This is a genomic window from Fontimonas sp. FW305-C-3 (genome assembly GCF_058783185.1).
The window spans coordinates 817352-830869 of record NZ_JBYSYK010000001.1; the positions used below are offsets into that span (position 1 = coordinate 817352).

At 63.8% G+C, this 13518-nt stretch carries 16 protein-coding genes; 11 read left to right on the forward strand and 5 right to left on the reverse strand.

What is annotated here, in order from left to right:
* Positions 1–10: 10 nt before the first annotated feature.
* From rpmD to rplQ, 9 genes are all read left to right on the forward strand, one after another.
* Entirely contained in the window at positions 11–199 is a 189-nt protein-coding gene (gene rpmD / locus AC3WUF_RS03840; RefSeq protein ID WP_492422583.1) for a 50S ribosomal protein L30, read from the forward strand.
* 1 nt (position 200) lies between these two features.
* A complete protein-coding gene (rplO, locus tag AC3WUF_RS03845) occupies positions 201–635 on the forward strand; it encodes a 50S ribosomal protein L15 (RefSeq protein WP_492422585.1) in 435 nt (144 codons plus the stop codon).
* A 40-nt stretch (positions 636–675) separates the two neighbouring features.
* The gene (secY, locus tag AC3WUF_RS03850) at positions 676–2022 is read left to right on the forward strand and encodes a preprotein translocase subunit SecY (RefSeq protein ID WP_492422587.1); all 1347 of its coding nucleotides are present in this window, start codon (positions 676–678) and stop codon (positions 2020–2022) included.
* A gap of 42 nt (positions 2023–2064) precedes the next feature.
* Positions 2065–2178, forward strand: a complete 114-nt coding sequence (rpmJ, locus tag AC3WUF_RS03855; RefSeq protein WP_492422589.1) for a 50S ribosomal protein L36 — start codon at positions 2065–2067, stop codon at positions 2176–2178.
* A 92-nt stretch (positions 2179–2270) separates the two neighbouring features.
* The gene (gene rpsM, locus AC3WUF_RS03860; protein ID WP_492422591.1) at positions 2271–2642 is read left to right on the forward strand and encodes a 30S ribosomal protein S13; all 372 of its coding nucleotides are present in this window, start codon (positions 2271–2273) and stop codon (positions 2640–2642) included.
* A gap of 21 nt (positions 2643–2663) precedes the next feature.
* Positions 2664–3062 (forward strand): 30S ribosomal protein S11, encoded by a 399-nt coding sequence (gene rpsK, locus AC3WUF_RS03865; RefSeq protein WP_492422593.1) that lies wholly within the window; start codon positions 2664–2666, stop codon positions 3060–3062.
* Positions 3063–3077: 15 nt separating this feature from the next.
* Complete coding sequence (rpsD, locus tag AC3WUF_RS03870; protein WP_492422595.1) at positions 3078–3698, forward strand: 30S ribosomal protein S4; 621 nt, start codon at positions 3078–3080, stop codon at positions 3696–3698.
* Positions 3699–3798: 100 nt separating this feature from the next.
* Positions 3799–4779, forward strand: coding sequence for a DNA-directed RNA polymerase subunit alpha (locus AC3WUF_RS03875; RefSeq protein WP_492422597.1), 981 nt, complete (start codon positions 3799–3801; stop codon positions 4777–4779).
* Between the two features lie 38 nt (positions 4780–4817).
* Positions 4818–5213: a 50S ribosomal protein L17 gene (rplQ, locus tag AC3WUF_RS03880; RefSeq protein ID WP_492422599.1), complete on the forward strand. Its 396-nt coding sequence runs from the start codon at positions 4818–4820 to the stop codon at positions 5211–5213.
* Positions 5214–5288: 75 nt separating this feature from the next.
* Here rplQ and AC3WUF_RS03885 read toward each other — a convergent pair whose 3' ends face one another.
* Together AC3WUF_RS03885 and AC3WUF_RS03890 are read right to left on the reverse strand one after the other, a co-directional pair.
* Positions 5289–6212: a phospholipase A gene (locus tag AC3WUF_RS03885; protein WP_492422601.1), complete on the reverse strand. Its 924-nt coding sequence runs from the start codon at positions 6210–6212 to the stop codon at positions 5289–5291.
* On the reverse strand, positions 6187–6798 hold the full coding sequence (locus AC3WUF_RS03890; protein WP_492422603.1) for a type IV toxin-antitoxin system AbiEi family antitoxin domain-containing protein: 612 nt from the start codon (positions 6796–6798) through the stop codon (positions 6187–6189). The genes AC3WUF_RS03885 and AC3WUF_RS03890 overlap by 26 nt, the downstream gene beginning before the upstream one ends.
* 159 nt (positions 6799–6957) lie before the next feature.
* Here AC3WUF_RS03890 and AC3WUF_RS03895 point away from each other — a divergent pair, with 159 nt between their 5' ends.
* Both AC3WUF_RS03895 and AC3WUF_RS03900 read left to right on the forward strand, forming a co-directional pair.
* On the forward strand, positions 6958–8754 hold the full coding sequence (locus AC3WUF_RS03895) for a monovalent cation:proton antiporter-2 (CPA2) family protein (protein ID WP_492422605.1): 1797 nt from the start codon (positions 6958–6960) through the stop codon (positions 8752–8754).
* A 7-nt stretch (positions 8755–8761) separates the two neighbouring features.
* Positions 8762–10051 (forward strand): adenylate/guanylate cyclase domain-containing protein, encoded by a 1290-nt coding sequence (locus AC3WUF_RS03900; RefSeq protein WP_492422607.1) that lies wholly within the window; start codon positions 8762–8764, stop codon positions 10049–10051.
* Between the two features lie 3 nt (positions 10052–10054).
* On the opposite strand, the gene AC3WUF_RS03905 is transcribed toward AC3WUF_RS03900, so the two are convergent.
* The 3 genes from AC3WUF_RS03905 to AC3WUF_RS03915 form a co-directional block, all read right to left on the reverse strand.
* Positions 10055–10963 carry an isoaspartyl peptidase/L-asparaginase family protein gene (locus AC3WUF_RS03905; RefSeq protein WP_492422609.1) on the reverse strand — a complete coding sequence of 303 codons (909 nt, stop codon included), beginning with the start codon at positions 10961–10963 and terminating at the stop codon, positions 10055–10057.
* A 241-nt stretch (positions 10964–11204) separates the two neighbouring features.
* Entirely contained in the window at positions 11205–12524 is a 1320-nt protein-coding gene (locus AC3WUF_RS03910) for a hypothetical protein (RefSeq protein ID WP_492422611.1), read from the reverse strand.
* Positions 12521–13450 carry a CE1 family esterase gene (locus AC3WUF_RS03915; RefSeq protein WP_492422613.1) on the reverse strand — a complete coding sequence of 310 codons (930 nt, stop codon included), beginning with the start codon at positions 13448–13450 and terminating at the stop codon, positions 12521–12523. The genes AC3WUF_RS03910 and AC3WUF_RS03915 overlap by 4 nt, the downstream gene beginning before the upstream one ends.
* Positions 13451–13518 lie beyond the last annotated feature (68 nt).

A 13518-nucleotide genomic window follows, 5' to 3' on the forward strand; every position in this document is an offset into this window, starting at 1 on the left:
GACAAGGAACATGACTGACGTCAAACAGATCAAGGTCACCCTGGTGCGCAGCCTCATCAAGAAGCTGAAGACGCACAAGGACAGCGTGCACGGCCTCGGCCTGACCCGCATGCATCAGAGCGTCGTGATCGCTGCCACGCCCGAGAACATGGGCATGGTGCGCAAGGCGTGGTACCTGCTCAAGGTCGAGGAAGTCTGAGATGAAATTCAACACCATCAAGCCTGCCAAGGGCGCCAAGACCGCCAAGACCCGCGTCGGTCGCGGTATCGGCTCGGGCCTCGGCAAGACTGCAGGCCGCGGTCACAAGGGTCAGCACGCGCGCAAGGGCGGCTTCAACAAGCTCGGCTTTGAAGGCGGCCAGATGCCGATTCAGCGTCGTCTGCCGAAGCGCGGCTTCAATTCGCCGCTCGAGGGCCTGACCGCTGAAGTGCGTCTGTCGGAGCTGCAGAAGATGAAGGCCGAGGAGATCGATATCGCGATCCTCAAGGCTGAAGGCATCATCTCGGCCCGCGCGCAGACTGCGAAGGTGATCAAGTCCGGCGAGCTGACCCGCAAGGTGTCGCTCAAGGGCGTGCTCGTCACCAAGGGCGCCCGCGAAGCGATCACTTCCGTCGGCGGCAGCATCGCCGAGTAAGCTGCAGACCGTTCTCCAACAGTAACGACCTCCAGAACCGATGGCCAAGACACCAGGAACGCCGGGCGGCTCGATGATGCCGGACCTCAGCAAAGTAGGCGAAGTCAAAGATCGCCTGCTCTTCCTGCTGGGCGCCATCATTGTGTTCCGCATCGGCAGCTACATCCCGGTTCCGGGTATCGATCCGGCGCAGCTGGCTTCGCTGTTCGGCCAGAGCCGCGGCACCATCCTCGACATGTTCAACATGTTCTCGGGCGGTGCGCTCGAGCGCCTGTCGATCTTCACGCTGGGTGTGATGCCGTACATCTCGGCGAGCATCATCGTGCAGCTGATGACGACCGTTGTTCCTCAGCTGAAGGAGCTGAAGAAGGAAGGCGAATCGGGCCGTCGCACGATCACCAAGTACACGCGTTACGGCACCCTGGGCCTGGCGATCTTCCAGTCGGCCGGCGCCGCGATCGCGCTGCAGAACTCGGGCATGTCGGTATCGCCGGGCTTCGCGTTCCTGTTCACCGCGACGGTGAGCCTGGTGACCGGCACGATGTTCCTGATGTGGCTGGGTGAGCAGATCACCGAGCGCGGCATCGGCAACGGTATCTCGATGATCATCTTCGCTGGCATCGTCGCGGGCTTCCCGCGCGCGCTGGCCTCGACCGCCCAGCTGGTCAGCGAGGGTTCGATCAGCGCGTTCACGGTCATCGCGGTGCTGCTGCTGGTCGTTGCGGTCACCTGGGGCGTCGTGTTCGTCGAACGCGCCCAGCGCCGCATCCCGGTTCATCACGCACGTCGTCAGCAGGGCCGCAAGGTGTTTGCCGCGCAGACCCAGCATCTGCCGCTGAAGATCAACATGTCGGGCGTGATCCCGCCGATCTTCGCATCCTCGCTGATCCTCTTCCCGGCCTCGCTGGTGCAGTTCTTCGGCGACGAAGGCAGCGGCGGCGTCCTGCAGCGGATCTCCAACGCACTGGCGCCGGGGCAGCCCCTCTACACGCTGCTGTACGGCCTGCTGATCGTATTCTTCTGCTTCTTCTATACGGCTCTGGTGTTCGATTCGCGCGAAACCGCGGAGAACCTCAAGAAGTCTGGTGCTTTCGTTCCGGGCGTGCGTCCGGGTGCGATGACGGCGCGCTACATCGACCAGGTGCTGACGCGCCTGACGGTGATCGGCTCGATCTACATCCTGGCGGTCTGTCTGGCCCCCGAGATCCTGCGGTCCTTCGTGCCGAGCATCCCGTTCTACTTTGGCGGTACCTCGCTGCTGATCACCGTGGTGGTCGTGATGGACTTCATGGCGCAGTTGCAGGCGCACCTGATGTCGCATCAGTACGAAGGCCTGCTGAAGAAGGCCAATTTGAAAACCTTGGACGGTCCGGCCGGCAGCCGTTAAGGCCCTGGTCCTCCGTCTCGATTACCTCATGAGGTTGCAGCAATGAAAGTCAGAACTTCGGTCAAGAAGATGTGCCGGAACTGCAAAGTAGTCCGTCGTAGCGGCGTCGTTCGGGTGCTGTGCACCGATCCGCGCCACAAGCAGCGCCAGGGCTAAAACTCCCATCGAATCCCAGCAGATTGCTGGATTCACCAAGATTCACTACAATGCCCGGCTTTTCTGCGCGGGTTTGAGCTGAGGTTTTCACTATGGCACGTATCGCGGGCGTCAACATCCCGGATCGCAAGCACACCGTTATCGCCCTCCAGTCGATCTACGGTATCGGCGCTACGCGCGCCAAGAAGATCTGCGGGGCCACGGGCATCGACCCGACCGTGCAGATCCGTACGCTCACCGAAGGTGAGCTCGACAAGCTGCGTACCGAGATCGGCAAGTACATCGTCGAAGGCGACCTGCGCCGCGAAGTGTCGATGAGCATCAAGCGTCTGATCGACCTGGGCTGCTACCGCGGCCAGCGTCACCGTCGTGGTCTGCCGGTGCGTGGTCAGCGCACTCGCACCAATGCACGTACCCGCAAGGGCCCGCGCCGCGCGTCGATCGCCGGCAAGAAGAAAGCGTAATAGGATTTTCGGACACCACTCATGGCCACACCTGCAGCTGCTAACACGGCGAAGCGCAAGAAGAGCAAGAAGAACGTCACCGATGCGGTGGCGCATATTCATGCTTCCTTCAACAACACGATCATCCTGATCACCGATCGGCAGGGCAACACGCTCTCCTGGAGCACGGCGGGCGCCGCTGGCTTCAAGGGTTCGCGCAAGTCCACCCCGTTCGCTGCCCAGGTTGCCGCCGACAAGGCTGCTCAGGCTGCGGCCGAGCATGGCGTGAAGAGCGTCGAAGTGCGCGTCAAGGGCCCCGGCCCGGGTCGCGAGTCGGCCGTCCGCGCGCTCAACGCTGCGGGCTTCAAGGTCACCAACATCACGGACGTCACGCCGCTGCCGCATAACGGCTGCCGTGCCGCCAAGCGTCGCCGCGTCTAAGGCGAGGAACTAGAAATGGCTCGTTATATCGGCCCCAAGTGCAAGCTGTCCCGCCGCGCCGGCACCGACCTGCTGCTGAAGTCGCGCGCCCGCGCCACCGACAGCAAGTGCAACATGGAAACGCGTCCTGGCCAGCATGGCGCTGCCAAGACCCGTCTGTCGGACTACGCGCTGCAGCTGCGCGAGAAGCAGAAGCTCAAGCAGATGTACGGCGTGCTCGAGCGTCAGTTCCTCAACTACTACAAGAAGGCCGCGCACAAGAAGGGTTCGACGGGTTTGATCCTGTTGCAGCTCCTCGAGCAGCGTCTGGACAACACCGTGTACCGCATGGGTTTCTCGCGCACCCGCGCCGAGGCCCGTCAGCTGGTCGGTCACAAGGGCGTGCTGGTCAACGGCAAGCCGGTCAACATCCCGTCCTACCAGGTTCAGGTCGGTGACGTCGTCGAGATCCGCGAGGCTGCCCGCAGCCAGTCGCGCATCGCTGAGTCGCTGTCGATCGCTTCGCAGATCGGCCTGCCGGATTGGGTCGACGTCGATGAGAAGGGCCTGAAGGGCACCTTCAAGTCGGTTCCGACGCGCGACCAGATCCTGCCGGACATCAACGAACAGCTCGTCGTCGAGTTGTACTCGAAGTAATTTTATTGCCGCCCGCAAGGGGGCAATGAGCTGCCGGTTCAAGTCAGCGCTTTGCGCGGCTTAACCGGCAGTACGTTTTTCGCTTATTGCGAGGTTATTCATGCAGAACGTAGTCGCCGACCTGCTCAAGCCGCGTCAGATCGAGGTGGAAGCCCTTTCACCGAATCGTTCCAGCGTCACGTTGGAGCCGATGGAGCGTGGTTTCGGCCACACCCTGGGTAATGCGCTGCGCCGCATCCTGCTGTCGTCGATCCCGGGCGCCGCGATCACCGAAGTCCAGATCGAAGGCGTGGTGCACGAGTACAGCGCGATCGAAGGCGTGCAGGAAGACGTCCTCGACATCCTGCTCAACATCAAGAACATTGCGGTGCGTCTGAACGCCCGCGAAGAAGCCACGCTGCGCCTCGAGAAATCGGGCCAGGGCGTGGTCACCGCCGGCGACATCGCGCTGGATCATGACGTCGAAATCGTCAATCCGGATCTGGTGCTCGCGCACCTGACCGGCGGCAAGCTGAACATGACTCTCAAGGTCACGCGCGGTCGCGGCTATGTGCCGGCGGTCAGCGCAGCCCGCGAGGAAGATGGCCGCGGCATCGGCGTGCTGAAGCTCGATGCTTCGTACAGCCCGGTCCGCCGCGTCAGCTACAGCGTCGAGCGCGCGCGCGTTGCGCAGCGCACCGACCTCGACAAGCTGATCCTCGACGTCGACACCAATGGCAGCGTGGATGCCGCCGAAGCCGTCCGCCTGTCCGCGCGTATCCTGCGCGACCAGCTGTCGGTTTTCGTCGATCTTGAAGCTGAAGCCGCCCAGTCTGCCGCCGTCCCGGGCAAGAAGGAGCTCTCGCCGATCCTGTTCCGTCCGATCGACGATCTGGAACTGACCGTGCGTTCGGCCAACTGCCTCAAGGCGGAAAACATCTATTACATCGGCGATCTGGTGCAGCGCACCGAGATGGAGCTGATGAAGACCCCGAACCTCGGCAAGAAGTCGCTCAACGAAATCAAGGAATCGCTCAAGACCCACGAGCTTGAACTTGGTATGAAGCTTGAGAACTGGTCGTCGCCCAAGGTTTCGGTCTAAGTAAGCAGCGCTAAAGCGAATCATCAGGAAAACAAGTCATGCGTCATAAAATGTCGGGCCGTACGTTCGGCCGTACCAGCGCCCACCGCAAGCAGACCATGCAGGCGATCGCGATCGCTCTGTTCAAGCATGAGCTGATCAAGACCACCGTGCCCAAGGCCAAGGAACTGCGCCGTCTGGCCGAGCCGCTGATCACTCGCGCCAAGGATGACTCGGTCGCCAACCGCCGCATTGCCTTCGCGCGTCTGCGCGACAAGGAAGCGGTCGCCAAGCTCTTCACCGACCTCGGTCCGCGCTACAAGGCGCGCCCGGGCGGCTACCTGCGCATCCTCAAGTGCGGTTTCCGCGCCGGCGACGATGCCCCGATGGCCTATGTCGAACTGGTTGACCGTCCGGCTCAGGCTGCTGCGGCACCGGCTGAGGTTGCAGCCTAAGTTTCAGGCAGTTGCCGAAGCTGCGAAAAAGGGCGCCTCTGGCGCCCTTTTTGTTTACCGGCCTGTGACGTGCGGCTAGCGGGCCAGCATGAAGCCGAGCCCCACACGCGTCGTGCTCTGGTTGTAGTCGGCCAGGCTCTCGCCGTAGCCGTGCCAGACGTAGAGATTGACGTAGGCGTACTCGGCGAACGGCAGGCTGTAATTGAACTCGACGGCGCCCTTGCCGGTGCTCGGGTTGCCGCGCAGCATCAGTGCCGCCAGATGGCGCGACTCGCCGAACAGCATCTGTTGCAGGCGCAGCTCGCCATAGCCGTAGTACTTGTAGATGTCCGGGTTGTCATCGCGCTTGGGATCGTCCTCGGCGCGATTCTTGTCCTCAGGCACGCGATACCACAGCTTCAGGTGAACCAGCTGGGTCGGGCTCTCGTGATAGATCGCGCCGACGATGCGGTTCCAGCTGCGTGAGGCCGGCAGCTCCTTGCCGTTCGACTCATGGTCCACGCCGCCGTCGAAGCCCAGCCCTGGCAGGAAGCCGAACTGCGGTTTCCAGCGATAGAAGAGTTCCGGGCTGTAGTTCGTCTCGCGAAACGGCCGCGAATTGTCGCCGTCGTACAGCTGCCAGAACGACTTCTGGTTGTAGGCGAAGAAGATGTTGCGATTGAACAGCCGTTGCTTGAGGCTGATCTGGAACACCACCTCGGTCTTTTCGCTGCTGTATTCCGGCGACCAGGTCGCCGGCAGCATGAATAGCGGGCGATGAAACGACAGTCCCTCGGTTTCGCTGACCAGCGTGAAGGTGTCGGAGCTGCGGCGCAGGTTCTCGAAGGCGCTGCGTTCGCGCGGCGCGGAGATGTCGGTCTGTGCTTCGCTGACCGGAGCGCGGGGTTCGGCAGCAGATTCAGCGGCATCTTCGGCCTGGACCAGGCCCGGCAGCAGGAACAGCAGCGCAACGCCGGAAACGAAGGAGCGGGGCTTAGGTCGGCAGCAGGGCATCGACATAGGGTTTCATCACACGTTCAACGCGACAGGCGCGAGCATAGTGCCAAAGCTTGCGCATGTTGATGTCGCGCTCCGAAAGTGCGGAGCGCAGCGCATCGACGGCGATGTGCGGGCCGATCTTGTTGCGGAACTTGAACAGGTCGGCGAGCGTCTTTTCGAGGCTGTAGATATCGACCTTCACGTGATTGATCACATGCGTCTCGATCCCTTCGGTGAATGCGTCGCCGCCCAGGCGTGCTACGCGGATCTCCGGAAAGTCGACGCGGGGTTTCGCCGCGCGACGCTCGATCGCGACGCTGACTTCTTCCATGTCGCTGGCGGTCAGCCCATGGAATGCGAGCGCGGACTCCAGGCAAATCACCCCATTGGGGACGGCGCGAGCGACGATGGCGAGCGACAAATCGGACGACAAGCGGGATCCTGCCGCGACATAACTGCCGCGACCTAATTTCTTCAGCAATCCTCGATCACAAAGCCGACGCAGATACTCCGCCTGAATGCCGAAAGGTACGAGGTCCTTGGGTCGCAGAACTCCGTGCTTCTGCACCAGTTGTAAGATGCGTTCGGACTTGCTGTGTTCGTCCATGTGTGAACAACCGCCGCAAGTTCAAATAACTGTTTATGTTTTGAAACGCGATGATTGTCTTGTATGCCGCTCATATCTTCAACAGATTCATCACATATATTGTCTAATTTATTGATTTAATGGACATTTTACGATGATCTTCCTGATCGAGTCCGCACCATGCTGACCGCCGTCGCGCTGTTTCTGGCTGCCGCCGTTCTCTTCGTTCCGTTGTTCCAACGCCTGAAAATGGGCGCGGTACTCGGCTATCTCGCAGCGGGAATCGTGATCGGGCCTTCGGGCCTCGGTCTGATCAGCGAAGTCGAGTCGGTCATGCACTTCGCAGAGTTCGGTGTGGTGCTGTTGATGTTCATCATCGGACTCGAGCTGCAGCCGAGTCGTCTGTGGACCTTGCGCCACATGGTGTTCGGTCTTGGCGGCGCACAGGTCATGATCAGCGGCGCACTGTTGATGATCGCAACGATGCTGTTCACGGTGAACTGGCAGACCGCGATGATCATCGGCTTTGGTCTCGCAATGTCGTCGACGGCCTTCGTGCTGCAGATGCTCGCCGAGCGCAAGACGCTCAACACACATCACGGCCGCGCCGCGTTCGCGACCCTGCTGTTCCAGGATCTCGCGGTGATTCCGCTGCTCGCCCTGGTGCCGCTGCTGGCGCGCGAAGAGACCGGGCAAGGTTTGGGCGGCACGCACTGGACCGAAGCGGTCAAGATGCTCGGTGTCTTTGCGGCAGTCATCTTCGGCGGACGGTTCGTCGTGCGTCCGGCGATGCGCGCAGTCGCCGCGGCGAACACGCCCGAGCTGTTCACGGCGGCCTCGCTGTTGATCGTGATTGGCACGGCGCTCGCGATGGACGCGGTCGGCCTGTCGATGTCGCTCGGTGCATTCCTCGCCGGCGTACTGTTGTCGGAATCGGAATACCGGCACGAACTGCAGGCCGATATCGAGCCATTCAAGGGGCTGCTGCTCGGCTTGTTCTTCATCTCGGTCGGCATGTCCGCCGACGTCCGGCAGCTGATTGCCGATCCGCACATCCTGCTCGGCATGGCCGCCGGCCTGCTGCTGATCAAGATGGCGGTGCTTTATGGGCTTGCGCGCGTCGCGCGCCTGCAGCCAGCGGATGCGCGGGCGTTTGCCTGCGCGCTGCCGCAGGGCGGTGAGTTTGCCTTCGTGCTGTTCGGCGCCGCAGTGGCGGCAGGCGTGATGAGCGCGGAGCTGTCGGCACGTCTGGTTGTTGTCGTCACATTGTCGATGATCGCGACGCCGGCGCTGTATGCGCTGCAGGCGCGCTTCACCCTTTCGCGAACGCCGGCTCCGTACGACACGATCGATGCCGTTCCCGGCGGCGTGGTCATCGCCGGCTTTGGCCCTGTCGGTCAGATCATCGGTCGCCTGCTGCGCGTCAAGCGGATCGCATTCACGGTGCTCGACAAGGATTCCGAGCAGGTCGACTTCGTGCGCCGCTTCGGCAGCAAGATCTATTACGGCGACGCCAGCCGCGTCGAACTGCTGCAGGCTGCGCACGTCGGCAAAGCCCGGCTGTTCGTGCTGTCGATCCCCGACATGGAAGCGTCATTGCATGTCGCGCGGGTCGTCCGCCAGCACTTTCCGCATGTGCGAATCTTCGCCGTGGCGGTCAACCGCCAGCATGCGCTGCGGCTGATGGACCTGGGCATCGCCGATGTCACGCGGCGCAGCTTCCACTCGTCGCTGGAGATGTCGCGCGGAATTCTGGTGGCGCTTGGCGAAGACGAACAGCAGGCAAAGCGCGCGGTAGATACCTTCCGCGAGCACGACGAGGCGCTGCTGCTGCGGCAGCAGGCGCTGAACAACGATCAGGGCCTGATCATGCAGTCCGCGCAGGATGCAGCCAAGGAACTCGAGCAGCTGTTCGAGCAGGATCCAGGCATTCCGACCGACGGGTCGACCCTGTCGGATGTCGCGCGGGCCGCCTGAGCCTGGTGTGGAACTGACTGCGCACATTCTGGTTTCGCTGATCGCACTGGGTTTGGCGATCGCGTTCGTTTCGGCGGATCGGCACACGCCGTCGTCGCGCGCATTGGCTGCGGGATTCGCCTTCATGGGCATCTCGATCTACGTCAACGTCGTGCTGATCGAGCAGTTCCCGCAGGTCTTGCCGTGGTTCGGCTGGCTCGCGATTCCGGAAACGCTGTCAATGATCTGCATCCTCGAATGGATCCTGCGCGTACGTCGCACCGTGCCGGCGGCGCCGGAGCTCAATACACGCGGCGGCGACAGGGCATTGCGTGTCGGTCAGGTCGTTTCGCTGCTATACGGTCTGTTCTCCGTGCTGTGGCCGGAAGTTCGTCATGCGGAATTCATCCGCGCCGCCAATAATCCGCAACTGCTGCTGTCTTTCGGCTTCTGGCTGTTCATGGGGCCGATCCTGCTGGCCATGTTCTGCGGATTGGCCGGCATTCTGTTGATGCTCAATCGCCGGCCAGATCGCGGCGAGGCGACACGCGTGATCGCGATGGCGATCGCAACGCCGTTCCTGGTCGCCGGATTTGTGCTGCCGTTGCAGGCTTCGGCACTGTCGGTCGTACTCGGTGAGCTGATCTTCCTGATCGGCGCGGTCCACTACCACGTGCTGCAAGGTCAACGCGGCCAGTTCATGTCGCGCTTCCTGTCGCCGCAGGTAGCGCGGCTGGTGTCCGAGCGCGGGCTCGATCAGGCCATGCGTGAGAACCAGCGCGAGATCAGCGTCGTCGTCTGCGACCTGCGCGGCTTCACCGCGTATGCAGCGGCGCATCCATCGGCGCAGGTGCTCGAGGTGCTCCGCGAGTACTACGACGTGGTCGGTGGCGAAGTGGCGAGCGTCGGCGCGACGATCAAGGACTTTGCCGGTGACGGCATCCTGATGCTGGTCGGCGCGCCGCTCACCGTGCCGTATCACGCGCAGCGCAGCGTCGAACTCGCGGCGCGCATCCGCACGGTCGGCATCGAACTGGTCCAGCACTGGAGCCGTCCCGGCTATCCGCTCGGCATCGGTCTGGGCATTGCGACAGGCACCGTCACGGTGGGCGTGATCGGTTCATCGTCGCGGCTTGAATACACCGCGGTCGGTTCGGCGGTGAACCTGGCTTGCCGGCTCTGCGAGCAGGCGGTCAACGGCGAAATCCTGATCGATGCCCGGACGCTGGAGCTGGCGACTGAGACGCCGGTGCAGATTCGCCCCGGCCTTGCGCTGAAGGGCTTTGTCGAGCCGCAGGCGCACTACGCGCTCAGCTAGCCGCTAGCTGTCCTCGGCGCCGACGCCGACGTAGATATTGCCGTCCACGCCCATCCAGGCGCGGAACATCGCGCTGGAATTGAACGGCAGGCTGATATGGCCTTCATGATCGATGGCGATGCAGCCGCCGCGGCCGCCGTATTGCTGCACTTCGGCCAGCGCTTCGCCGCAGGCGCGCTGCAGATCCCAGCCGCAATAGCTCAGCCGCGCATGCACTTCTAGCCCGAAGCCGGCACGGATGAAGGCCTCGCCGGTGCCTGTGCAGGACAGCGCTACGCTGCGGTCGTCGGCGAAGGTGCCGACGCCCACCAGCGGTGTATCGCCGACGCGGCCCGGATGCTTGTTGGTGAGTCCGCCGGTGCTCGTCGCCGCGGCCAGATGGCCGTGTGCATCGCGGGCGACGGCGCCGACAGTGCCGAACGAACTGTCGTGATCGAGCACGATGACGCCATGCTCGCGTGCCATCCGCAGCTGCTCGACGCGCTGCTCGGTGATGAAGCTCTCCGGCGGCACATCCTGCAGGCCGAGTTCGCGATTCAGCTCGTCCGCGCCGGGGCCCATGAAGAACACATGCGGCGTGCGCTCCATGACGGCGCGCGCGAGGCGGATCGGACTGCGTGCGCGCGTGACGCCAGCGACGGCGCCCGATGCGCGATCGACGCCGGACATGATCGCGGCATCGAGTTCGACCTCACCGCGGCTGTTGAGCACCGCACCGATGCCGGCATTGAACAGCGGGCAATCTTCCAGTTCGACGACCATGCGCTCGACGGTCTCGATGCTGCTCGCGCCGTCCTGCAGCATGCGTCGCCCCTGCTCGGCGATCCGGCGCAGTGCCGCGCGCTGCTCGCGAGTGTCGGTCTGGTCGGCGGCGAGTTCGCCGGCGCCGCCGTGCAAGGCCAGTCGGATCATGGGTTCGAGGCGAGGGTGACGTCGGTACGGGATCGGGTTGGAGAATGCCGCGCGCGAGTCAGCGGCGCGGCCCGGCATTATCGCCACATTTTGCGCGGGCCGATCCGGCAGGTCTTGCCGGAACATCACTCAGGCCAGCGTGGAACCTCGTCGTCGAAGCGGCGAGCCGCCGGCGGCGAACGCGTCAACAAAAAAGCCGGATACCCCTGCGGGCATCCGGCTTGGACGAAGCGTGGATCGCTTACGGAATCGCCAGCGTGCGGGCGCGGATGCCGCGGCCGTCGCCGTCCTGACCCAGGTTCTGCCAGGCCACCAACACCTGGCCGGCGTTGATAATCGCAACGTTCGGGAACAGCGCCGGGAAGCCGCCACCGCTGACATTGATCGTGCCGCTGACGCTGCCGTCGGCATGTTCCACCGCGAGGTAGACGCGATCGTTGGCATGCGCGGCAACGACCAGATCGCCATTGGCGTCCAGCGCGATCGAGTTGCGCTCGACCAAGCCCTTGGCCGGCGAAGACACGATGTGTTCCTCGCCCAACGCGGCCTGCGGACCGGAGTAACGGCGCACGATGATGCCGACCGGCGCATAACCGAAGGTATAACCCTCCCAGGCCACGGCGAAGCTGCCATCCGGTGCGACGGCGACGGTCGCCAGATCGACGCCGACGGCAGCCGACACGGCGTTCACCGTGTAGGCCGGCGAGAGCGCGTTGCCGTCGAGATCGAAGTGCTGCGCGCGCATGTTGGTGCCGGCGCCGGCGCTGGCCCAGACCAGGACGACATTGCTGTCGGCGTCCATGCCGATGCGCGGCGCACGCGGGAACTGGTCGTCCGTGTTGTTTGTCGTGCGGGTCGGCGGAATGCGCGGTGTGCCGTCCGAGTTGTAGCTGCGGATTTCCAGCCAGCGCTCTTCGAGCTGGTTCTGGCCGAGCTGCTCGGCAAGCACGCCCAGTTCGCGATTGCTCCAGGCGATCATGAACCGACCGCTGCTATCCATCGCCATCTGCGGCTCGGACTGCGAGTCGCGATTGGAGTTGTCGGGGCCGACGAGGAACTCGCCGCCGAGGCGGCTGCCGTCCGCCGCGAAGCGCTGCGCGTAGATCGTGCCGCCGGGGCTGCCCTGCAACGAGCTGCGCCAGGCAACGACGAAGTTGCCCGCGGCGTCCATCGCCGCCGTCGGGAAACTCTGGCGGCTGTCGGTGTAGGTATTGATCTGGAACTCGTCGCCGACCAGCGCGCCATTCTCGACGCGGCGCCCGAAGATGCCGAGGTGATTGCCGTCCTGGCCCATGCTCTCCCAGACAATCACCGCCTTGCCGGCGCGATTGCTCGCGACGACCGGGCGCTGCTGGTCGCCGGTCTTGAAGACGTTGACGGCGCCAACGTCTTGGCCGCTGCCGCCGCCGCCGCCGCCACCGCCACCACCACCGCTGGAAGAATCACCGCTACCGCCGCAGGCAACGCTGAGCAGCGCGGCGGCGGTCAGGGCGGCAAGCGTGCGCAGACGCAGGGTCATCGTGCTGTTCATGCGGGTTTGCATCGTCTTCTGCGTGCTCATCGGGTGAACCTCTCGAAGAACTGCCACATGGCGTCGTTCGCGCGGAGATTCTGCGAGGTGATGCCGGCGACCGGGACGAAGTCGAGTGCGCCCGGCCAGGTGTGGCCGCCGTTGACGATCGTGTACTGCGTCACGCCGGTGTTCGGCGGGCAGGTCTCGTAGTTGTCGACGTACAGCTCGGTGCCGTCCTTGATCGGCACCGGCAGATCGGTGCGGATCGCGTTGCCGGTGCAGCCGTTCTTCTCGGCCCAGAACTTGGCGGCATCCTGCGCGCCCAGGCTGCCGACCAGCGTGAGATCGCGGATCAGCGCCGGAAGGCCGGGGCCATAGGGCACCTGCTTGTCGGCAGTGCCGTTGAAGTAGACGACCGGCGTCGGCGTGGTGGTCGTGCATTCGCGCGCTAGCGAGTTACGCATCGTCGCCGCGACCGGTGCGATCGCGGCGACCTGCTCCGGATGTTCGCAAGCGAAGCGCAGGCTCATGTTGCCGCCCTGCGAATAGCCGGTCATGTAGACCCGCTTGGCGTCGATGTTGTAGCGATCGACATAGTCGGTGATCAGCGCCGACAGGAAACCGACGTCGTCGGTGGTATCGGTGCCGCCTGGCACATGCGCCCAGGTCTGGTCAGCGGCTTCCGGCATGATCACGTAGGCGCCGTGATCGCGGGCGAACTCGCCGACTTCGGTGAGGTTCGCCATCGACGGACCGGTGCCGAGATTGAAATGCAGCACGACGACGGCCGGCGCGTTGTTGCGCGGATTCGCCGGCGCAAGGATCGCGACGTTGCGCGTGATGCCGCCGAACTCGAAAGCCTGGTACGTGATTCGTACGTTTTCCCAGGGCAGGAAAGACAGCGCGGCAGCAGGTAAAGAGCATGCGGCCGCGAGCGTGGCCAGGACGGCGCCGACGGCGCGTCCAACGCTCATGCGGGATTCCAACATTGACTGAATCTCCAGAAAGTACAGCGCAGTCCCAAACGTCTATGCAGCCGCCT

Excerpts from the sequence above, each read along its gene's own strand:
- rpmD (WP_492422583.1), top strand. The coding sequence starts at position 11 with ATGACTGACGTCAAACAGATCAAGGTCACCCTGGTGCGCAGCCTCATC.
- rplO (WP_492422585.1), top strand. The coding sequence starts at position 201 with ATGAAATTCAACACCATCAAGCCTGCCAAGGGCGCCAAGACCGCCAAG.
- secY (WP_492422587.1), top strand. The coding sequence starts at position 676 with ATGGCCAAGACACCAGGAACGCCGGGCGGCTCGATGATGCCGGACCTC.
- rpmJ (WP_492422589.1), top strand. The coding sequence starts at position 2,065 with ATGAAAGTCAGAACTTCGGTCAAGAAGATGTGCCGGAACTGCAAAGTA.
- rpsM (WP_492422591.1), top strand. The coding sequence starts at position 2,271 with ATGGCACGTATCGCGGGCGTCAACATCCCGGATCGCAAGCACACCGTT.
- rpsK (WP_492422593.1), top strand. The coding sequence starts at position 2,664 with ATGGCCACACCTGCAGCTGCTAACACGGCGAAGCGCAAGAAGAGCAAG.
- rpsD (WP_492422595.1), top strand. The coding sequence starts at position 3,078 with ATGGCTCGTTATATCGGCCCCAAGTGCAAGCTGTCCCGCCGCGCCGGC.
- AC3WUF_RS03875 (WP_492422597.1), top strand. The coding sequence starts at position 3,799 with ATGCAGAACGTAGTCGCCGACCTGCTCAAGCCGCGTCAGATCGAGGTG.
- rplQ (WP_492422599.1), top strand. The coding sequence starts at position 4,818 with ATGCGTCATAAAATGTCGGGCCGTACGTTCGGCCGTACCAGCGCCCAC.
- AC3WUF_RS03885 (WP_492422601.1), bottom strand. The coding sequence starts at position 6,212 with ATGTCGATGCCCTGCTGCCGACCTAAGCCCCGCTCCTTCGTTTCCGGC.
- AC3WUF_RS03890 (WP_492422603.1), bottom strand. The coding sequence starts at position 6,798 with ATGGACGAACACAGCAAGTCCGAACGCATCTTACAACTGGTGCAGAAG.
- AC3WUF_RS03895 (WP_492422605.1), top strand. The coding sequence starts at position 6,958 with ATGCTGACCGCCGTCGCGCTGTTTCTGGCTGCCGCCGTTCTCTTCGTT.
- AC3WUF_RS03905 (WP_492422609.1), bottom strand. The coding sequence starts at position 10,963 with ATGATCCGACTGGCCTTGCACGGCGGCGCCGGCGAACTCGCCGCCGAC.
- AC3WUF_RS03910 (WP_492422611.1), bottom strand. The coding sequence starts at position 12,524 with ATGAGCACGCAGAAGACGATGCAAACCCGCATGAACAGCACGATGACC.
- AC3WUF_RS03915 (WP_492422613.1), bottom strand. The coding sequence starts at position 13,450 with ATGAGCGTTGGACGCGCCGTCGGCGCCGTCCTGGCCACGCTCGCGGCC.